The following is a 19,832-nucleotide window of genomic DNA, read 5'->3' as shown; positions in this document are numbered from 1 at the left end:
GCCGGCCGGGACGGTGGGGCCGTGACGGTGGTGCGGGCGGTGCGGGTGTGGCCGGTGGCGGGGCAGCCGGCCGGTCTGCCGGAGGGGTTACCGGATGCGGTGGCCGCGGTGGCGGTCGCGCCGGCGGGTCCGTCGTGGGCGGAGCACCGGACCCGGTTCGCGATCGAGGTGGTCGGCGACGGGGTCTCGGGCTGGCACGCGCCGGTCGGGGAGGGCGTGGCGCGGATGATCGTGGACTCGCTCGCCGACGGGCTGGTCGGGCACGATGCGGCGGCGCCGCGCAAGCTCGGCTACCGGCCGCGGACCGGGCGGCACCAGCAGGGGGCGCACGCCCGGCAGGCCGTCTCGGCGGTCGAGCTGGCCTGCTGGGATCTGGCGTCGCGGGCTTCGGGCCGGTCGGTGCCGGAGCTGCTGGGCGGCACGGTGCGGGAGCGGGTGCCGGTGTACGCGTCCGCGCTCGGCCTGGACCCGGCCCGGCCGGAGGCGGTGAAGGCGGCGGAGTGGATCGCCGGGCAGGGGTTCTGGGGGCAGAAGTGGCCTCTCACCAAGGAGCTGCTGCGCCAGGGCCCGCGGGCCGTCGCCCGGGTACTGGGGGCGCTGCGGGAGGCGGCGGGCGAGAGCCGGTTCATGGTCGACGGACTGCGCCGGTGCCGGCTGGACGAGGCGCTCGCCCTGCTGCCGGTGCTGGCCGACCTGGAGGTCGCGTTCGCCGAGGAGCTGCTGGAGCCGGGCGGCTTCGCCTGGGGCCGGGTGCGGGCGGCCGGGGCCGGGGTGCCGATGGCGGCCGGGGAGCACGCGGTCGACGAGCACGAGCAGATGCGGCTGCTGACCGGCGGGTCGGTGGACGTGTGGCAGACCGACCCGGGCTGGTCGGGCGGGCTGGCCCGCTCCCTGCACACCACCGAGGTCGCCGCGGACCTGGGCATGGCGACGTTCCCGCACGGCGACCGGCTGTGGGCGGCGCTCGCGCTGGCCGGCGCGTGCTGCCGGGACAAGGTCCCGGCGGTGGAGTGGCACCTGACGCTGGAGCCGCTGCGGCAGCAGGTGTTCACCAAACCCACCGAGGTGCAGGCGGGGACGCTGCCGTCCGGGCCCGGCGCCGGGCTCGCCCCGCTGCCGGTCACCTCCTCGCCGCTCCCGGCATGGGAGATCGGGTCATGAGCGGCCGGACGTGGTCCGAGGTGCGGGCGGTCTGCTTCGACATGGGCGGCACGCTGGTGCGCCCGGAGCCGGTGGCGACGACCGGCCAGGTCGCCGAAGTCCTCGGCATCTCCCTGGAGGACGCCCGTGCCTTCATGGGCAGGAGCGCCAAGCGGCGCCTGGTCACCCCGCAGGACCTCGCCCAGGAGATCGCGGCCGACTTCGGGCGGCCCGCGGTCGTCGGCGCGCTCACCGAGGTGCTGGAGCGGGCCCGGCGCCGGGCCGAGGACCCGCAGCTGTACCCGGAGGTGCCGGACACCCTGGCCGCGCTGCGCGCGCGGGGCTTCGCGCTGTACGCGATGACCAACGCGCTCGGCTCCTCGGTTCCCGAGCAGGAACCCGCCGTGTTCCGCAAGCTGCTGGACGGCGTCTTCTACTCGGCGCGCACCGGCGCGATCAAGCCGGAGCCGGAGGCCTTCGCGGCCGTCCAGCAGGCCAGCGGGCTGCGACCGCAGGAGCTGCTGCACGTCGGCGACTCGGTGAACGCCGACGTCCGCGGGGCTGCGGCGGTCGGCTGGCACACGGCCTGGGTGGACCGGTACCACACGACCGGCCCGCTGATGTCCGCCGCGCCCACGCTTCGCCTGCACTCCCTCAACACCCTCCTCCTGTTGCTGCCCGCCCGGGCGGCGGCGGAGGCGATCACATCGGAGGTGGCCGGCTGATGGAGCCGTCCCGTACGTCCCGCCCGGCAACACCCCCTGTCCACGATCCGCTGACCGCGTCCGTGCCGCTGTTCGACCCCAGTCGGATGCCGCTGCGCACCTGGTGCGAGGGCAGCCGTGAGGACGCGGTCACCGGCCTGGTCGCCTTCCCGGACTTCCACAGCCACATCCCGCGCTGCCTGGCCGCCGCCCTGGAGGCGGGGCGGCTGGTGGCGCTGGCGATCGGGGACGTCGACGGGCTGAAGGACCACGTAGAGCGCACGAACTCCACCAACCCGACCTCCTACGGGCACCTGGCCGGCAACGAGGTCATGGCGACCGTAGGGGCCACGACCCGCGAGTGGTTCCGCGAGCAGCCCTTCGACTCCGGCTGCGCGGCGACGTTCGGCGGCGACGAGGTGATCCTCGCCGCGGTCGTGGACGACGCCGCCCAGTTCCACCAGGCCCTCGGGATCCTGCGGGACCGGCTCGGCGCCGCGCTGCCGGTGACGGTCTCCTTCGGCCTGATGTTCGTCACCGCCGGGGATCTGCCCAACGAACGGGAGAGGGGGTGGAAGCACGCCTTCACCGACAGCCTGCTCGCGACGGTGGACCGGACGCTGTTCACGCACAAGGCGGCGCGGCGCGCCGGAGGCGGCCAGGGCGGCATCATCGCCGTCACCCGCCCGCCCCAGCTCCCCGAGCCCGACCCGGCGGGCCCGGACCCGATGGTCCTGCTCCCGCTGCCGGTCGCCTCCGACACCGCGCATGTGGTGGCCCGGCCGGAGCGGATCGGCGGCCGGGACTTCCTGCTGCTGCCCTGCCGCGGACCGGTCGGCCAGCGCGGCGCCCAGCTGCGCGTCACCTTCCCCACCGGCAGTTCCAAGACCGTCGTGGCGTACGCGCTGCGCGGGCAGGCCGCGGTGCCGTACGCGGCCGTCACGGACGGCGTGACCGGCGTGCCGCTGACGGTGCAGGGCGTGCGGGACCGCACCCCGCGCAGCGTGCCCGAGGATCTGGCCGCCGCCCTGGAGCGGGCCGGGCTGGACTGGGCGGCGGTGCCCGCCCACGAGCAGGCGCAGATCCTCCACCTGGTCACCGAGGCCGGCACCGCGGAGATCCGGGCCGGGCGGCTCACCGCCGCCGTGGACGCGGTCGCCGCGCGGAAAGGAACGGCTCGGTGAGCGAGACCGTCATGGCCCCCGGGCCCACTGTTGCGGCGGGCCCGGGAGACTTCCCCGACTGGAGCCAGGCCGCAGCCCACGCCGCGGCGCGCGTGCCGGACACGGCCGTCACGGCCGCGTGGCGGGCGCTGAACTACCTGTGCGCCGCGCAGCTGTACCTGAACGACAACGTGCTGCCCACCCGTCCGCTGCGGGTGGAGGACGTGAAGGAGGCGCCGAGCGGACACTGGGGGGTGTGCCCGCCGGTGAACTTCATGCTTGCGCACCTCGGGCCGCTCACCGCATGGCGGCCCCCGGGCAGCGAGGTCCTCGTCGTCCACGGCGCCGGGCACGCCGGCCCGTCGGCGCTCGCCCACGCCTACCTGACGAAGACCCTCACCCTGACCGGCAGCGGACCGGGCTGGTCGGCGGCCGACCTGCGCGCGCTGGCCGCGGGCTTCCCGCACACCCGCTCCTACGGCGGGGAGATCACCCCGCTCATCCCCGGCGTGCGCTACACCGGCGGCCAGCTCGGGCCGGCGCTCGCCGTCGCGCAGGGCATGGTCCTGGACGCCCCGCACCGCCTGGTGGTCGCGCTGCTCGGCGACGGGGAGCTGGAGACCGGCGCCGCCGCGGCGGCCTGGACCGCGCGGCGGGCGCTGCTCGGCTCGGGGCTGCACGGCGCGGTGCTGCCCGTCGTGCTGGCCAACGGCCTGCGGATGGGCGGCCCCTCCCTCTTGGCCGGGCTCGACGAGGACGAGCTACGCGCGTACTTCACCGGCCTGGGGTACGAGCCGTTCCTCCACGACGGCTCCGACACGGCCGGCTTCCGGACGGTCCTGGCCGAGGTGTTCGCCCGGCTCCGCCCGCTCGGGGTCGCCCGCCCCCAGCCGGTACTCGTCCTGACCATGCCCAAGGGCGCGACCGGGCCCGAGCAGGTCGCCGGCCGCCGGATCGCCGGGACCCCGGCCGTCCACAAGACCCCGCTGAAGAACCCCGCCCACAACCGGGAGGAGTTCGACGCGCTCGCCGCCTGGCTGGCCTCGTACGAGCCCGCCACGCTGTTCACCGACCGTGGGCAGCCGTCCGACCCCGTACGGCAGGCACTGCCGCACCCGCCGCCCCGGCCCCGCCCGGCCCCGCCGGTGGCCCCGCTCGCCGTCCGCGGCACGGAGGCGTGGCCACTGCTCAGCGCAGTGATCCGCGAACGCGCCGCCGCCGGCGCCTTCCGCCTGTTCAGCCCGGACGAGGCCGCCTCCAACCGGCTGCACCTGGCCGACGGACCCGACGGCGGGATGCCGACGTGGGCGAGCGAGATCCTCAACGAGGAGATCTGCCACGCCTGGCTGCAGGGCTACACCGAGACCGGCCGCGACGCGCTGCTGGCCACGTACGAGGCGTTCGCCGCGGTCAACACCAGCCTGCTCGTCCAGCACCTCAAGCACCGCAGCGCCCGCACCGCGACCGGCCTGGGCGGGCTGGCGAACATCAACTACCTGATCACCTCGCTGGGCTGGCGCAACACCTACACCCACCAGAACCCGGGGCTCGTCTCCGCGATGCTGGAGACCGAGAACCCCACGGTGCACGTCTACACCCCGGCCGACGCCACCCGCGCGGCCGCCGTTCTCGCGGTCATGCTCGCCGGCCGGGACCGGGCGAACTTCCTGCTCGCCGACAAGCACCACACGCTCACCTTCCCCCCGGACACCTTCCGCGAGGAGCTGACCGTCGGCGCCGCAATCTGGCCGCACCAGAGCACCCCCGGCTCCGGAAGCCTGGACATCGTCCTGGCCTCCGCCGGGGACGTCGCGGCCCGCGAGCTGTCCCGCGCGGCCGGACGGCTCGCCGACGCCCGCCCGGATGCCCGCATCCGCTACGTGCACGTCAACGACCTGACCGCCCTCGGCGCTCCCGGTATCTGGCCCGCCGCGCTGTCCGACGGCGACTTCGCCCGCATGTTCCCGCCCGGTGTCCCGCTGCTGCTGGCTACCATCACGCAGGCCCCGGCCGTACGAGCCCTGCTGGCCGGCCGCGGCGAAGCCGCTCGCGTCCGCGTGGTCGGCTACCGCGACCCCGGCCGCCCTCTGCCCTCCGCCGACCTGCTGGAGCACTGCGGCATGTCCGCCGCCGCGCTCACCACCCAGGCGCTCTCGATGCTCAAGGAGCCGCGATGACCACCCCGCTCGCACCCGCCCCCGAGCAGCTGGCCGCCTTCGACCGCGACGGCCTCCTCATCCTGCGCGGCGCCCTCACCCCCGAGGTCCGCGACCGCGCGGCCGAGGCCGCCGTACGGCTCCTGGCCACCGACCGCTCCACGGGCCGGGACCGCTCGGTCGACGGCAAGGACGGCTTCCGCGGCGTCCTCGCCCTGGACGACGCCTTCCTCCCGCTCCTGGCCAACCCGGCCGTACTGCCCACGCTCGTCGGCCTGCTCAGCCCCAACATCCACCTGATGTCGAGCAACCTGATCTCCATGCCGTCCCTGCCGGACGAGCAGCGCACCATCCGAGTTCCGTCCCGGCACGGCTGGCACCGTGACATGTCCTCCACCGTGGCCGATCTCGGTGTCGATCGCACGCCTCGTCTGGCGATCAAGGTGGCGTACTTCCTCACCGACCCGGGCCCGGACGCCGGGCTCACGATGTTCGTGCCCGGCAGTCACACCCGCACCGGGCCCGTCACCGTCCCGGAGGGGGACATCGACCCGGCCGGCGCGATCACCCCGGACATCGGCCCCCACGACGTGGTCCTCTTCGAGAACCGCACCTGGCACGCCGGCGGCCTCAACCGCTCCGGCCACGACCGGCTCGCCGTGATGATGCAGTACGGCTACCGGTGGCTCAACGCCGTCGACGACCCCGACCCCGGCCTCCTCGACCGGCCGGACCTGGACGACGTCGCACGGCAGCTCCTCGGCGCCCGCGACCGCCACCCCGACGGCTCCGTCGCCCGCGAAGGATCCGGCTCCCGCCCCCTGGCCGACTGGTGGCAGCGCCTGAACGCCGCTCCGGCTCGTTGACCGAACGCCCGACCCTGACCGCACCCCCGCGAGAGACTGGACCCGTGACCTCGTACACGCCCGACGAACTGTTCGCGTCCACCGCGCCGTACTACGCCGCGCACCGGCCCCGCTACGCGCCCGAGTTCTACACCCTGCTCGCCGACCGCTTCGGCCTCGATGGCACCCAGCGCGTCCTCGACCTCGGCGCCGGCCCCGGCATCATCGCCCTCGACCTCGCACCCCTCGTCGGCGAGGTCATCGCCGTCGACCCCGAGAAGGGCATGCTCGAAGAGGGCCGCCGCCTCGCCGCCGAACAGGGCATCACCAACATCGACTGGCGCGAGGGCGACTCCACCACCCTCCCGGCGATGGACATCGGGCCCGTGCTGCTCACCGTCATGGGCGCGGCCTACCACTGGATGGACCGCGACCAGGTCGCCCGGGACCTCGACCGGATCATCGAACCGGGCGGAGCGATCGTCCTCGCCTCCGGCGGCGCCCCCGGCGACCTCGAGCCCGCCGACTGGCGCCACGTCGTCGACGAGGTCCGCACCCGCTACCTCGGACCCGAGCGCCGCGCCGGCTCCGGCACCTACTCCCACCCCAAGGAGCGCCACCAGGACGTCCTCGCGCGCTCCCCGTTCTCCCAGGTCGACACCGCGCGCTGGGACCACACCCTGACCCGCACCGTGGACGAGGTCATCGGCTGGGTGTTCAGCCTGTCGTACTCCAGCCCCGCCCAGCTCGGCGAGCAGAAGGACGCCTTCGAGCAGGACCTGCGCGCAGCGCTGCTCGCCTTCGCCCCTTCCGGGCGGTTCGACGAGGTGATCCGCACCGAGGCGATCATCGCCACCAGGCCCTAACCCGGCCAGGGCCGACTCGGGCATACTGCCCGCGTGACAGCACCCAGGATCGGCGACGTAGCCGAAGCGCGCGTCGCCCGATACCTCCGGGAGCGGGGCTACGCCTTCGAGGTGGAGCCCGAGTTCGGCACCGGCCGCCACCCCGACTACCTGATCACCGCGGGCGAGCACACGCTCGTCGCGGAGGTGAAGGCGTTCGAGACGTACGGCATGTTCGAGAACGCCGTCCCGGGTCAGGTGATGTCCCGCTCGCTCAGCGAGGCGCTCGCGCCGATCCGTAAGCAGATCAAGAAGGCCGCCAGCCAGCTCAAGGGCTTGCGTGACCGGGGCTGGCCGCTGGTCATCGTGCTCGACAACCCCGGCGGCCGGCCGATCCCGTTCGACTCCCCGCACATGATCCTGTCCGCGATGTACGGCGATCTCACCCTCCAGGCACCCGTCCTGGAAAGCGGGGCACTGGGCGACTTCTACGGGGTCGCGGGCCGCAACGGCAGCCTGCGCAACGACCACCCCTACGTCAGCGCCATCGCGGTCGTGCGCCGGGAAGACCACGCGGCGCAGTGGGCGGGAGCCTGGTTCAACGAGAACCGGGCCCAGTTCGGCGACGACGTCCAGGCCCTGGTCTCCGCGTTCACCAAGGCCAGCCAGAACGCCCCGGAGGGGGACGACCTGTTCCTGGAGGTCTTCGAGACGCTCAGCACTGCGGCGGTCCCCCTACCCCGCGACGTATTCAACGGACCCCGGGACCGCCGCTGGGTCCCGAACACCGACCGGACCGCGCTCATCCCCGTGGCAGGCTAGAGCTCCTTCGCGCGACCGAGGGCCTCTGGGGCAACGTGCTCTGCACCAGCCATCTCCACCACCACCCGGGAGTCCACCCGTGCCCATCCGACCCCCGATCCTGGCCGTCGTCAGCGGCCCTCCAGCGACCGGCAAGACCACCCTTGCCCGGGAACTCGCCCGGCACCTGGGCTGCCCCGCGATCCTGCGTGACGAGATCAAGCAGGGCATGGTCATGAACCATCCCGGTCACGACCCCGACGGCGACGATCCACTCAATATCCCGGCCCTGGAAGCGTTCTTCGCGACGATCACCGTCCTCCTACGGGCTGGCGCGACCGTCGTCGCCGAGGCCGCTTTCCAGGACCGCCTCTGGCGCCCCGGGCTGGAGCCGCTCACGGAAATCGCCGACCTCCGGATCATCCGGTGCACCACGCCCGCGTCCACCATCGCCCGACGCATCACCGACCGCGCCCGCACCGACAGCCACCGGGGCGCCCACGGCGACAAGGCCCTGCTCGCCGACATGGAGGCTGGAGTGTACGACCCTGATGGGTTCGTCCCCATCAGCCTGTCCGCCCCGACGCTGCTGGTAGACACCTCCGACGGCTACACACCAGGCATGGCAAAGATCCAGAGATTCGTGCTGCGGCCGTAGCACGAAGGGGTGCCAGCAGCGGATTCGGATGTTCTCGCGTAGCCACCCCTGTCGGCCTCACCCAGAAAATGAGTCGGGGCCAGACGACACGGATCCGAAGATCCGTACCGGCCTCGGAGGACCGGCTTGGGCAAAATCGTCTGGCCCCTCACCACAAACCACCTCGCAGGGTTCCTCAAACTCGAAGAGCGAGGTCACCCACAAGGAGATTCGTAGGAGTAACTATAGCGAGCGGCGGAGGGCGGACGGCGCCTCCAGCCGGTGCCGGCTGCTCAGCACCGGCCGCTACGCTCAGGCGGCGGCCTCGCGCAGGTCGGCGAGGAAGCGACGGAGCCGGGGGGCTTCTGCCGAGTCGGGGGCGATCCCACCGTTTCGCGCGGCGAACTGCCCAGCGAGCTGGTCGGCGCTCCAGCCGCGTTCCCCGGCCTCGCTGACGATCTCGAACCAGATCGCTTCCGGGTCGTCGTCCTCGACGATCTCGGCGTCGATCGGCTCCTCTTCGGCGGCGTTCGCCGCGTTCATGTTCTTCCTTCCGGTCTTCATGGAGCTCGCTGCCTTGGCCTCGGCGGCGCGCTTCGCGCTGCCGATGGCGACCAACTCGGCCTTGAGCTCGTCGGTCATGTCACCGGCTGCTTCCGCCTCCCGGTAGATCTTCAGCGCTGCGTCTGCCGTGGCTGCCTTTCGGGCCTCGGCCGCGTAGTCGCGGGTGGTTCCTTCGAGCGCGAGGTGGGCAGGCGGGACGGGGCTGAGTTCGGCGCCGGGGATGGTGCCGGTGAGTGCCTGGCGTGCGGTGGCCCTGACCTCCACGACTACGACGGGGAACTTCTTGGTCTTGCCCTCGGCGATGCGCTGACGCTGCTCGATTCGCATGCCGACGGGGATGACGCCGCGACCGCCAGTGCCGGAGAGGACCATGTCGACGACGCCCGGCCACTCGTTGGCCGCGTAGAACCCGTGCGTCTCTGCTCTCCAGACGCCGATCCCCGGCAGGTCGGGAAGGAAGACCTTGATCCTGCTGGTCGCCCGGCACACCTGCTGGGGGCCGAGCAGGTACCAGTTCTCTCCATGCCGGTCGAGGCAGATGCAGGGCTTCTTGGACAGCTTCTCGGTGATGCCGTCGCAGCGGCGTGCGCAGCCGCCGCCCGTCCACATCTCGTTGTACTGGGACAGCGGGTCACCGGGCGGGAAGAGGGCTTCGATGGTGGTCGCCTCGGTGATGACCCTCCACTGGTCGGGGTGGTTGCCCTGCGGGCTCCAACGTTCGACCTTGCCGCCCCACATCTCGGCGGCGGCATCGACTCGTGAGCGGTCGTGGCTGGAGACGATCCAGGTCTCGGACTTGACGGGTCGGTTCCGGCCCTTGTCGGTGGGCACGCTCCAGCCGGTGCGAAGGCGTCCGAGTTCGGCGGCCTGCCGCTGGAGGTTCAGGAGTCGTCCGGCCATCAGGCTGCCCTCCTCAGGGCCGTGGGGTCGAGGTCGGTGGGTGGGGTGAGCGGGATGAACTTGGTCTTGTCGATGTGCTGGAGGTGCTTGGCCACGGTCAGAGCTGAGCGGAATGCGGCGAAGGACGCCCGGTTCGCCTGCATCGGGACGAGGTTGACGCGACGGCGGCGGAGGTTGAGGATCGCGGCTCCGGCGACCTTGGGCATCGGGATGTCCGTGCCGTCGGGCGCCCAGATCACCGGCGCGTACCGGTAGGCCGCCAGCTGCATGTCGTACTCGGGCCACACGGTGGTGGACGCCTGTGTCTCGCTCGTCTTGATGTCGATGAGCCAGAGCTGCCGTCGGCGCTTCCGCGTCGCTCCGGTGGGCAGGTGCAGGAGCATGTCCATGGTCCCGGCGTAGCCCAGCCCCCGGTGCGCGACGGTAGCTTCGGCGGCCTCAAGGTCCCGATCGGGATTGATTCCCCAGACATCGAGGAACTTCAGGAACTGGTTGAAGTAGGGCGTGACTTCTGGGTCTTCCTCGTCCGGCACCGGGGCGCGTAGGAGGTGGGCCTCGGCGCGGTTGTGGACTCTGGAGCCGCGGTCCGCCGCCGCGTCACGCATGAGTGCCGGCTGCTGTTTGATCTCCTTCAGGATGCCTTCGGGGTCCTTGCGGGCCTGGGAGACGACCCGGGGCAGGTTGCCGAGCACGTAGTTGGCCACGACTTTGGAGGCCCAGGGGATGAGGATCGGTTTGCCGACCGAGTGGTCGAGCACGTTCGTCACCGAGATGAGGTCCGGGCCGCCTTGGGGGTCTTCGTAGTACCGTCCCTGGTCGGTGGCTCTGGCCTGTTGCGGATTGGTCATGGGGCCGCCCTCGGTGGCGTGGGGGCGGCAGTTGGTCGCGCCGGAGAGGCTCCGGCTTCGACCGCAAGGCGCATGGTCACGTGATGTCCTTGTCGCTGTGGTTGTGGCGGCCGACTCAGGGTTTGCCCTCCCTGTTTCGACATTAACTAGTCTACCTAACCAGGGAGGGGTGGTCAAGCCCTCCCCGGCTCCATTCAGCGACATTTGCCCTGGTGAGGTGGGGTTCGCGACGGCAGGGGCTGACTCAAAGAACCTTCAGCGCGGCCGCGACGGCCAGGCTGAGCGCTGCCGCTGTGGCGCGGGCGTCGCGCTCCAGGTCGGACAGCGCCAAGCGGATGGCGGAGCGCCTGGACGAGGGTGGTGACGCCGCGGCGGTTCGCCATGCGGCCGTGACCTGCGCGCGAACCTCTCCATGAACGCGTACCTGCTGCTGGGTGTGTTCGATGTCGGCGGCCGTCGCCGGCCCCCGGCCGAAGAAGGCGTTCGCCTTGGAGGTGGCCTCCAGCACGGTGACGGCGTCGACCCGGTTCGGCGCGAGCAGATTCAGATCGGGGATGCCGTCATCGGTCAGCTGTTCAGGAAGGCACCGCTCCTGGACTCCAGCCACGAGGACGGTGGCCAGATCGAGCGTCCCGTGGGGGTAGCGCTGCTGGAGTGCGATGACGATCCCGATCGCCTCTCTGTTGATCAGCCCTTCTCGGGTGGCCTTGACGAAGCCGGTGGCCGCGCGGGCTACGAGGTCCCAGTAGGCGGGGGAGTCGGGAGGCGGAAGGGCGGCGTCGGCGCCGCGTCCAAGAGGGGAGGTCATCGGCGGTTCCCGGTGTCGTCGGTGCGGTGGGTGAGGAGGTGGCGCTTGCGTTCCTCGTTGACGTACGACTTCGACCCAGCGCGGCAGGTGAAGCTGCCGCAGCTGCATGTCGCCTCGTGGTAGGCCCGCCCGGGGCAGCCGGGCGTGAGCGGTTTGCCGCTGGTCGTGTAGCGGTGGTCGGGTGGGCAGACGGTGTTGTCCGGGTCGGAGTGGTGGGCCCGGAGTGGGGCGGTGTGATGGGGCATCGGGCAGGTTCGCTTTCAACGGGGGGCATCGGGCTGGCCGGCTGCCCCAGGGACTCAGGCGGCGGCCGGAACGGGCCGCGCGTGTCGAGCGGCGAGGGAGGTCTCGCCGCCGGTGATCTCGGCGTAGACGTCGTCGAAGTTGTCCCTGGCCTTGGCCGGGGCGAGAGCGGGTCCGACGGCGAGGAAGTGTTCAGCGGTGGGGTACGACGGGCCGACCGTGCGCAGGTGGGCGCGGGTGATGCCGTGCTCGTCGACGGTGACGGGGGCGTCGTGCCCGGCGGCGAGGCTGGAGAGGACGGCGCTCATCGCCGCGCGTGAGCCGGTCTCCAGCGGCAGGACGCTTCGGTAGGCGTGGCCCTTGAGCCGGGGGTCGCCGTCGCGGGCGTGGAAGATGCGGCGAACCTCGTACACGCTCCAGTCGGCGCGTTCGATCCGGTCGTGATGGCGTTCGAGCAGGTGGTGAAGGCCCGCGTCTCGTACGACTTCGTAGGCGGCGTGACGGCCGAAGAGTCTTGCCTTGGGGTTCATTACGAGGGCGTTGTGCTCGATCAGCAGGGATCGGAGGGCTGCCTCGGGTTCGGCTCGCCAGTTCGCAACGAGGGCTTCGCGACCGTGTTTTCCGTTTTGGAAGGGACAGAAGAAGCAGCACGAGCGACCGAACTCCCTCCCCAGGTGGGTGCGTAGGTACGCGGAGGCCGCGTCACGGCCCCAGTTCCACCTGATGAGCGGGAAATCCGGGAGCCGGTGCCCCTTGTTGTGGCTCAGGTCGCGCTCGGCCCGCTTGGTCTCGTCGGCGTTGTAGCCGATGCAGTGCACGAAGGGCGCGTGCCCCACGTTGGCGGACAGCCAGGAGTCCAGCGCGAAGTGCTTGATCCAGTCACTGCAGGAACGGCGGGTCGAGCTGACCTGGGGCACCGTGCTGGCGCCCAGCATGCGCTCGCCCAGGGTCACGGGGACGTCGGTGACGAGCCGGGCGGGGGTACGTGTGTCGTCGAGGACGACGTAGCCGTCGGCCGCCGCCTGACCGGCTCTCGCGATCTGTACCGTCCGTACGCGGTGCTTGGCGACGAGAGGAAAGAGTGCCTGCTCCATGGCGTCCTTGGTGTGCTGGTACTCCTCTCCGACGCTGGCGATGAGGATGGTGAGCTGATCGAGTCCGAACCCGCGGGTCTGCGGTTCCAGGAGCCAGCGGGCGACGATGGCGGAGCTGTCGACGCCCATGCCGACGTTGGCGATGACGGGGCGATCCGCAGGGATGCGGAAGTCAACGTGCGGAGGCACGGGTTCTCCCTGGAAGTGGTGGGCTGTGGCGGCCGACCCAGGGTTTGCCCTCCCTGTTTCGACATTAACTAGTTTACCACAAGGGGTAGTGAACCCACAGTCCGGTTCAGCGGGCGGCGTGCTCGTCGTGGAGCGCAGCCGCCTCCTTCCACCAAGCCTCGCGCACGTCGGCGTCCTCGCGAGCTTGCGCACACTGGCCCCGCTGGTCACCCATGCCGCCGGCCAGCGGCGCGTACAGGTGCGGAACGAACGGAAGCAGCAGCGCGGCGTAGTCCTGACCGCCAAGGAAGACGATGTCCGCGTCGTCGAGGCCGAGGCGCGCCGCTTGCCGTCCGACCTTGTCCGGCGTGATGGCCCTCTCGTCCCGGAGGGTGACATCGTAGGGGCGCAGAAGCCGGTCGAGCGGGACGAGACCGTGGAGCGCGGAGGCGATAAAGATCAACTTCTGGTCGGTCAGGGTGTCCGCTGCCCCGCGCAGGGACCGGTGGTAGTCGCCGATGTAGAGCTCGCCGGCGGGGTAGCCAGGGAGCGAGTTTCCGTGCTCGTTGACGCCGGGGTCCGGCAACTTCTTCTCCCCGCAGGCGATGACGACGACGCGCCGCCGGTGAACGTCGATTTTCCCCCGCTGCCGGGCGTACTCCCGGCCGGCCTCCGTGAGGTAGAGAGAGCGGCCCGTTTCCTCCCATGTCGCCGGGCCATGGTCGTACGGCTCGGGCCGGATGGCGGCGTAGCCGATCGCGGCGATCTTCCGCAGGGTGGAGCCGCGGAACCAGGTCTCCCCTGCCCGGTAGGCCGGGTCGTCGCGGCCGGGGACGTTCTGGTCTGGGCGCCGCGCGGCGGTGAGCACCGCGTCGTGCTGACGGGCGGGCAGCTTCGGCAGGACGCCCGGGAGCTCGGGTAGCGGGCTGCGCCCCGGGTTCGCCTGCCGCCAGGCGTCCAGGGCCGCCCATCCGTCGTCGGTCATCCGGTGGGTGCCGCCATCGCCGTCGTGTGGGGCGATCAGACCGTCGGCCTCCAGCTTGGCGAGCGCAGCGGCGTGCCCGGCGACGACACCGTGGTCGTTGGTGTTGAGGATTTTGGCCCCGGTGGGGCTGAGCCCGTGACTCATCTGATGGTTCCTTCGTTTCGCTCGATAAACGGTGGGAGAGGCGCCGCCCCGTATCGGGGGGCGGGGTAGGTGGGGCCGGTCAGTCGGAGCCGGGTGCGGTGCGGGCCGATGGTTCGGGCGTACTTGTGGCAGCCGCCGTGGCGCAGCGTCGTCGCCCCGACTTCCTCGAGCGCCCGAGAGAGCCAGCGAGCACCGTCCTCCTCGGCTCGGCGGGCGGTTGCCCCGAGCGCGACGAGGCGACGCTCGACTGCCGCGTGCCCTGTCTCGTCTCGGCGGACCTTGGCCGCAGCACGGTCGGAAGCGCGCGGGTTGGCGGATTCCTGGAGGGCTCAACCGTTGAACCCGCGCGTCGCCCCCGGGTTGAAGATCGGAATGAGGGCGGGTTCGCCTGTGCCTGCAGGGGATTTCGCGGTTGTCACTGCCTGGGGCAATGGCGTATGGCGTCGGTGGATGTCCACGGTGCGAGGAGCGCGGCTGCCACGGAAACGGCGGCCAGGAGGAAGAAGAGCGGTCCGTAGCCGCCGAGGGGTACGGCGAGGGCGGCGCCGGCAAACGGTGCGAGTGCTGCTGCTGTGTGGGCGGGTGCGGCCAGGAGTCCGGAAAGTCGGCCGTAGTGGGTAGTGCCCCAACGGTCCGTGATGGCGGTGGCCTGGAGAAGGGTGAGGTTGCCGCGCACCATGCCGGCTACGACCGAAACGGCGATGAGGAGGCCGTACGGGCCAGGGGCGGCGGTGAACGCGGCCGTGGTCAGAGCGCCGAGAGCGATGAGGCTCGTGGTGCGGGCCGTGGTGCTGGTGCGGCGGGCGAGGGTGGCGTACAGGGTGCGGCCGAGGGTCTGTCCGGCGCCGCCGATGCCGAGGGCCCAGGCGGCCTGGCTGGTGGTGTACCCGCGTTCCAGGAGGAGCGGGACGAGAGCCACGACGACGGCGTACATCGCAAAGGCCGACAGGGTGAAGGTGGCTGCGAGCAGCATGAACGGACGGCTGCGCGCAACATCGGCAGCGTCGGCGGCCTGGTGGGCAGGGCTTGTTGAGGCGTCGGGCCAGGGTGCGCGCAGGGCCAGTGCGTGGGCCGGGATGGTGACGGCGGCGAGGACCACGGCGAGCACGAGGTAGGTGTGGCGCCAGGACAGATGGTCGGCGAGCGCCGCGGTGAGGGGTGCGAAGACGGTGGAAGCGAGCCCGCCGGCGAGGGTGACGATGGTCAGGGCGCGCACGTGATCAGGGGCCCACCACCGGGTGAGCGCGGCGAACGCCGGCTGATAGAAGGTGGCCGCCATTGCGAGCCCGGCGAGCGTCCAACCGGTGAAGAAGACCGGCAAGTTGGCAGCCGCGGCCACGATCAGCAGGCTGACCACGCCGAGTACGGATCCGGCGGTCATGACGGTGCGTGGGCCGCGCTGGTCGAGGATGCGGCCGACTCCGATTCCGGCGAGGGCGGAGACGACGAGGCCCAGCGAGAACGCCGCGGTGGTCGCCCCGGCCGGCCAGCCGGTCGCGGCGTTGATCCGGGGGTTGAGGACGGGGAAGGCGTAGTAGATGATGCCCCAGCTCACGATCTGCGTGGCGCAGAGGGCGGGAAGGGCGGCGCGGGGTCGCGACCGGTCCCCCGTTCCGGTCGCGGCCCCGCGCGCAGGAGTGCCCAGGTCTGTCACGAGCCGCAGCAGCCGCCCGCCGGACTCTCCTCAGCAAAGGCCCCGACTGAGACAGGGGTGCCGAGCTGGACGAGCTGTGGCGTCGGCGCGCAGCAGCCGCCGTCGGCCTCAGCGGCGTCGGGGGCGTCGAACAGGCCGGCGCCGCCGCAGACTCCGGTCTCGGGGAGGGTGAGTTCCACGCGGTCCGCGGACTCGAGGTCGCCGGCGATCGCTGCGGCCACCGAGCGGACCTGCTCGTAGCCGGTCATCGCCAGGAACGTCGGGGCGCGGCCGTAGGACTTCATCCCGACCAGGTACACCCCCGGTTCGGGGTGGGAGAGCTCGCGGTGGCCGTGCGGGTAGACGGTGCCGCAGGAGTGCTGGTTGGGGTCGATCAGCGGCGCCAGCTCGACCGGTGCTTGGAGGCGCTCGTCGAGGCCCAGGCGCAGCTCGTCGAGGAAGGACAGGTCGGGGCGGAATCCGGTCAGCACGATTACCTCGTCGACCGCGTCCAGGCGGCGTCCGTCCTCGCCGACCAGGACCAAGCGGCCGTCGGTGTCGCGCTCGACCGCTTCGGTGCGGAAGCCAGTCACGGCGTTCGCATGGCCCTCGTCGACGGCTGCCTTCGCTGCCAGGCCTAGGGCGCCGCGGGCGGGGAGCTGGTCGGCTTCGCCGCCGCCGAAGGTGGAGCCGGAGATGCCCCGGCGGAGGATCCATACGCCCTTCGTGCCCGCGCCGTCCTCGGTCTTGGCGAGGTCGGCCAGGTAGGCGAGGGCGGTGAACGCGGAGGCGCCGGAGCCGATCACGGCTGTGCGTCTGCCCGCGTACCGGGCGCGGACGGCGGGGTCCTTCAGGTCCGGCACGCGGTAGGTGATCCGGTCGGCCGCCGCACGCTCGCCGAGGGCCGCGAGACCGCTGCCGCCGACCGGGCTGGGCGTGGACCAGGTGCCGGAGGCGTCGATGACAGAGCGCGCGAAGACGCGCTCCTCACGGCCGTCGGCGTGGGTGAAGTGCACGACGAACGGCTGCTGGTCACGGTCGGCGTCGACGATGCGGTCGCGGCCGGCGCGGGAGACGCCGGTGACCGTCGCACCGGTGCGGACGCGGTCGCCGAGGACGTCGGCGAGCGGCTGCAGGTACTGCTCGGCCCAGTCGCCGCCGGAGGGGTAGGTGTCCGGGTCGGGCCGTGTCCAGCCGGTGGGCGCGAGGAGCTTCTCGGCGGCCGGGTCGACGACCTCGCCCCAGGTGGAGAACAGGCGCACGTGCGCCCACTCGCGCACCGCGGCACCAGCCTTCTGACCGGCTTCCAGGACCAGGGGTTCGATGCCCTGGTCGAGCAGGTGGGCGGCGGCGGCCAGGCCGGCGGGTCCGGCCCCGATCACGATGACGGGCAGCTCGGTGGTGGCGGGCGCGTTCACGGCGGCTCCTTGCGTGGTTCGACATCTGTCGATGGCTTGCGCGGCCCAGCATGACACCTGCATTGATGAGCGTCAACATAGACAATCATCGAAACTGGGTGGTGTTCGAGCGCTGTGAAGCAGGTCGCCGGTGGCGGTCGGTCCGGCGTTGTCGACACCCGCGGACGGGCTGCTGCACCGCGGGGTGCCCACTGCGGCCAGTGGTCGACATGATGCCGAGGTGGTAGGTCCTGGGCTGCGAGAAACTCACCGAGGTGGACCCGCTGGCCCCTCCGGTCCGGACGCATGCGAACCGCTACGGCCGGTTCCAGCTGGGCCTGACCGCAACCGTGCCCGGCTCGCGCACCCCGGACGGTGCACGAGCCGGGCACGGTCGCGGTCGGGCCCGGTTCGCTGCCCGCTTTCGGGCGGTGCCGAGCAGGTAGTCGCCGCTGATGCGGGTGAAGGCGCCCGTGGCCGCCAGGCCGTGGCGCGGCAGCTCGGCCAGGAACTCCCTGGCGGTGAACCTGTCGTGCTCAGGATGGTCGAAGAGTCTGCGGTAGGTGGGGCGGGCCAGGGCATGTGCGGTGACCTCGTCGAAGACGAAGACCCCGCCCGGCTTCAGGACGCGGGCGATCTCGGCGACGGCGGATCGCCAGTCTGGGATGTGGTGGATGATCGCGAAGTCGAACGCCGCGTCGTACGTGCCGCCCTCGGCGCCGAAGGCCGCCTTCAGGTCGGTGGCGTCCCCCACCTCGAGGCGCACCCGCCCCGGCCGGTCGGACAGGCGGCGCCTCGCCTTGGCCACCATGCCCGGGTCCAGGTCGAGGGCGTCGACCTTCGCGGCGCCGAAGCGGTCGAGGATCATCCGTGTCCCGTACCCGGAGCCGCAGCCGACCTCCACCGCCCTCGCTCCGGGCGCGAGCGGCCCGCCGGCCAGCTTGAGCAGGGCCGGGACCTCGTAGAAGCGTTGCAGGGCCCGGCGGGCGGGATTGTTGACCGCCGCCTTCTCGATCCGGTTCATCAGCATGACACGACCCCCATGGATGTTATCGGTTCCTGTGGCTATCATCGCTCCATGACGATGAATAGCACGGAGGCCGGCAGTACGGCCACCACCTCGTGCGGGGCGCCTTCAGCGGCGGTGGCTCTGTTCCGGTCGCTGGGCGACCCGGCCCGCCTGGCGATCCTCAAGCGGCTCGCGGAGGGCGAGGCCCGGGTCACCGACCTGGTCGCCTGCGTCGGGCTGGCGCAGTCCACGGTCTCGGCGCACCTGTCCTGCCTGCGCGACTGCGGCCTGATCACCTCCCGCCCGCAAGGGCGGGCCACGCTGCACTCGCTGGCCCGCCCGGAACTGCTGGACCTGCTGGCCGCCGCCGAGCAGCTACTCGCCGCGACCGGCGAGGCCGTCGACCTGTGCCCCACCTACGGAACCCACCCCGCCCCCGAGGAGCCCGCCCGATGAGCACCACCCCCGCCCCCGTCCCCGACGTGACCGGGCCGGCTGCGCACCGCGCGGTGCGGTACGCGAAGTTCACCATCGGCTACAACGTGATCGAAGGCGTCATCGCCATCGCGGCCGGCACGGTCGCCGGAGCGGTCTCCCTGATCGGCTTCGGCATCGACTCCGGCATCGAGGTCGCCGCAGCCGTCGTCGTCCTGGTGCGGCTGCTGGCGGAGATCAAGGGCGGTGAGCCGGACGAGGCCAAGGAACGCCGGGCACTGAAGTTCATCGCGATCACGTTCTTCGCGCTCGCCGCATACGTCACCGTCGAAGGCATCCGCGACCTGTTCGGCGGCGAGAAGCCCGACACCTCGATCGTCGGCATCGCCCTGACCGGCCTGTCCATCGTGATCATGCCGTGGCTGGCCCGCGCCAAGCGCAAGGCCGGACTGAAGATGAACTCCCGCCTGGTCGTCGCGGACGCCGCCGAGACCAAGCTGTGCGCCTGGCTGTCGGTGTCCACCTTCGTCGGCCTGCTCGCGTTCGCCGCGTTCGGCTGGACCTGGCTCGACCCGGTCGCCGGCTTCGTCATCGCCGCCTTCGCCATCATGGAGGGCAAGGAAGCCTGGGAAGGCGAACTCGTCTGCGACGACGGCTGCGAGGACGACAACAAGCCCACCACCAAGACCGGCGACTCCTCCTGCTCGGACGGATGCAAGTGACCGCGCCCACCACAGCCGTGGCCCCCTCCGGCGCCCTCAAGCGCCGGACGGGGCTGCTGGCCCTGGCCGCCGCCCTGGCCGGAACGGACCTGGGCATCAAGGCATGGGCCGAGCGCGCCCTGCCGGGCTCCCCGATCGAGGGCGGACCGCTCGATCTGGAACTCGCCTTCAACTCCGGGGTCGCGTTCTCCTTCGCCGCCGGTGCCCCGGCCTGGACCGTCGTCGCGGTCACCGCCCTGATCACGACCGCCGTCGCGGTCGTGCTGTGGCGGACCGCCGCGGCGTCCCGACGGCTGTGGGGCATCGCACTCGCCGCGGTCCTGGGTGGTGCCCTCGCCAACCTCATCGACCGCGCCCCCGACGGGCGGGTCACCGACTACCTGCACACCGGCTGGTGGCCCACCTTCAACCTCGCCGACGTCTTCATCGTCGTCGGCGGCCTGCTGCTCGTCGCCCTGTCCTGGCGCGAGGACCGCCCCGGGCGCGGCACCGAGCAGATTAGCTCAGCACCGCAGTAGCCGAACTCCTGCTGCGGCACCCCGGCCCCGCGTGGCCTTGTTCACGAGAACCGGCTCTGGCCCAACTTCTGAC

Annotated in this window: 20 protein-coding genes; 11 read left to right on the top strand and 9 right to left on the bottom strand. The window is 72.0% G+C overall.

The genetic code is table 11. The annotated features are described in order from the left end of the window. Window positions 1–21 precede the first annotated feature (21 nt). The 8 genes from ACZ58X_RS26975 to ACZ58X_RS26940 all read left to right on the top strand — a co-directional run bounded on the left by ACZ58X_RS26975 (window position 22) and on the right by ACZ58X_RS26940 (window position 8,312). Window positions 22–1,161 (top strand): enolase C-terminal domain-like protein, encoded by a 1,140-nt coding sequence (locus ACZ58X_RS26975; protein WP_470336160.1) that lies wholly within the window; start codon window positions 22–24, stop codon window positions 1,159–1,161. Beyond that, on the top strand, window positions 1,158–1,865 hold the full coding sequence (locus tag ACZ58X_RS26970) for an HAD family hydrolase (RefSeq protein ID WP_470336159.1): 708 nt from the start codon (window positions 1,158–1,160) through the stop codon (window positions 1,863–1,865). Before ACZ58X_RS26975 ends, ACZ58X_RS26970 begins: the two co-directional genes overlap by 4 nt. Continuing rightward, complete coding sequence (locus ACZ58X_RS26965; protein ID WP_470336158.1) at window positions 1,865–3,028, top strand: nucleotidyl cyclase domain-containing protein; 1,164 nt, start codon at window positions 1,865–1,867, stop codon at window positions 3,026–3,028. Before ACZ58X_RS26970 ends, ACZ58X_RS26965 begins: the two co-directional genes overlap by 1 nt. Next, the gene (locus tag ACZ58X_RS26960; protein WP_470336157.1) at window positions 3,025–5,184 is read left to right on the top strand and encodes a phosphoketolase family protein; all 2,160 of its coding nucleotides are present in this window, start codon (window positions 3,025–3,027) and stop codon (window positions 5,182–5,184) included. The genes ACZ58X_RS26965 and ACZ58X_RS26960 overlap by 4 nt, the downstream gene beginning before the upstream one ends. Next, entirely contained in the window at window positions 5,181–6,029 is an 849-nt protein-coding gene (locus ACZ58X_RS26955; RefSeq protein WP_470336156.1) for a phytanoyl-CoA dioxygenase family protein, read from the top strand. Before ACZ58X_RS26960 ends, ACZ58X_RS26955 begins: the two co-directional genes overlap by 4 nt. Window positions 6,030–6,073: 44 nt before the next feature. Continuing rightward, a complete protein-coding gene (locus ACZ58X_RS26950; RefSeq protein ID WP_470336155.1) occupies window positions 6,074–6,874 on the top strand; it encodes a class I SAM-dependent methyltransferase in 801 nt (266 codons plus the stop codon). A 33-nt stretch (window positions 6,875–6,907) separates the two neighbouring features. Next, window positions 6,908–7,675 (top strand): hypothetical protein, encoded by a 768-nt coding sequence (locus ACZ58X_RS26945; protein WP_470336154.1) that lies wholly within the window; start codon window positions 6,908–6,910, stop codon window positions 7,673–7,675. Window positions 7,676–7,754: 79 nt separating this feature from the next. After that, window positions 7,755–8,312 carry a P-loop nucleotide/nucleoside kinase family protein gene (locus tag ACZ58X_RS26940; protein ID WP_470336153.1) on the top strand — a complete coding sequence of 186 codons (558 nt, stop codon included), beginning with the start codon at window positions 7,755–7,757 and terminating at the stop codon, window positions 8,310–8,312. A gap of 291 nt (window positions 8,313–8,603) precedes the next feature. On the opposite strand, the gene ACZ58X_RS26935 is transcribed toward ACZ58X_RS26940, so the two are convergent. The 9 genes from ACZ58X_RS26935 to ACZ58X_RS26895 all read right to left on the bottom strand — a co-directional run bounded on the left by ACZ58X_RS26935 (window position 8,604) and on the right by ACZ58X_RS26895 (window position 18,105). Then, window positions 8,604–9,755 (bottom strand): recombination directionality factor, encoded by a 1,152-nt coding sequence (locus ACZ58X_RS26935; RefSeq protein ID WP_470336152.1) that lies wholly within the window; start codon window positions 9,753–9,755, stop codon window positions 8,604–8,606. Then, complete coding sequence (locus tag ACZ58X_RS26930) at window positions 9,755–10,603, bottom strand: hypothetical protein (RefSeq protein WP_470336151.1); 849 nt, start codon at window positions 10,601–10,603, stop codon at window positions 9,755–9,757. The genes ACZ58X_RS26935 and ACZ58X_RS26930 overlap by 1 nt, the downstream gene beginning before the upstream one ends. Window positions 10,604–10,847: 244 nt before the next feature. Beyond that, the gene (locus ACZ58X_RS26925) at window positions 10,848–11,411 is read right to left on the bottom strand and encodes a hypothetical protein (protein ID WP_470336150.1); all 564 of its coding nucleotides are present in this window, start codon (window positions 11,409–11,411) and stop codon (window positions 10,848–10,850) included. Beyond that, window positions 11,408–11,656: a hypothetical protein gene (locus ACZ58X_RS26920; RefSeq protein WP_470336149.1), complete on the bottom strand. Its 249-nt coding sequence runs from the start codon at window positions 11,654–11,656 to the stop codon at window positions 11,408–11,410. Before ACZ58X_RS26920 ends, ACZ58X_RS26925 begins: the two co-directional genes overlap by 4 nt. A gap of 54 nt (window positions 11,657–11,710) precedes the next feature. Beyond that, window positions 11,711–12,937, bottom strand: coding sequence for a hypothetical protein (locus tag ACZ58X_RS26915; protein ID WP_470336148.1), 1,227 nt, complete (start codon window positions 12,935–12,937; stop codon window positions 11,711–11,713). Between the two features lie 106 nt (window positions 12,938–13,043). Next, window positions 13,044–14,045 (bottom strand): DUF6884 domain-containing protein, encoded by a 1,002-nt coding sequence (locus tag ACZ58X_RS26910; protein ID WP_470336147.1) that lies wholly within the window; start codon window positions 14,043–14,045, stop codon window positions 13,044–13,046. 415 nt (window positions 14,046–14,460) lie between these two features. Further along, complete coding sequence (locus tag ACZ58X_RS26905; RefSeq protein ID WP_019548573.1) at window positions 14,461–15,699, bottom strand: MFS transporter; 1,239 nt, start codon at window positions 15,697–15,699, stop codon at window positions 14,461–14,463. Further along, window positions 15,696–17,096 carry an NAD(P)-binding domain-containing protein gene (locus ACZ58X_RS26900; protein WP_019548572.1) on the bottom strand — a complete coding sequence of 467 codons (1,401 nt, stop codon included), beginning with the start codon at window positions 17,094–17,096 and terminating at the stop codon, window positions 15,696–15,698. The genes ACZ58X_RS26905 and ACZ58X_RS26900 overlap by 4 nt, the downstream gene beginning before the upstream one ends. A 295-nt stretch (window positions 17,097–17,391) precedes the next feature. Further along, on the bottom strand, window positions 17,392–18,105 hold the full coding sequence (locus ACZ58X_RS26895; RefSeq protein WP_019548571.1) for a class I SAM-dependent methyltransferase: 714 nt from the start codon (window positions 18,103–18,105) through the stop codon (window positions 17,392–17,394). A gap of 48 nt (window positions 18,106–18,153) precedes the next feature. On the opposite strand from ACZ58X_RS26895, the gene ACZ58X_RS26890 reads away from it, so the two are divergent. From ACZ58X_RS26890 to lspA, 3 genes are read left to right on the top strand one after another with little or no spacing between them, the layout of a single operon-like run. Then, window positions 18,154–18,540 (top strand): ArsR/SmtB family transcription factor, encoded by a 387-nt coding sequence (locus ACZ58X_RS26890; protein WP_019548570.1) that lies wholly within the window; start codon window positions 18,154–18,156, stop codon window positions 18,538–18,540. Next, on the top strand, window positions 18,537–19,241 hold the full coding sequence (locus ACZ58X_RS26885; protein ID WP_019548569.1) for a cation diffusion facilitator family transporter: 705 nt from the start codon (window positions 18,537–18,539) through the stop codon (window positions 19,239–19,241). The genes ACZ58X_RS26890 and ACZ58X_RS26885 overlap by 4 nt, the downstream gene beginning before the upstream one ends. Then, window positions 19,238–19,759: a signal peptidase II gene (gene lspA / locus ACZ58X_RS26880; RefSeq protein ID WP_019548568.1), complete on the top strand. Its 522-nt coding sequence runs from the start codon at window positions 19,238–19,240 to the stop codon at window positions 19,757–19,759. The genes ACZ58X_RS26885 and lspA overlap by 4 nt, the downstream gene beginning before the upstream one ends. Window positions 19,760–19,832 lie beyond the last annotated feature (73 nt).

The sequence above is a fragment of the Kitasatospora sp. NPDC040550 genome (assembly GCF_055594965.1).
This window is presented reverse-complemented; position numbering and strand designations above follow the sequence as displayed.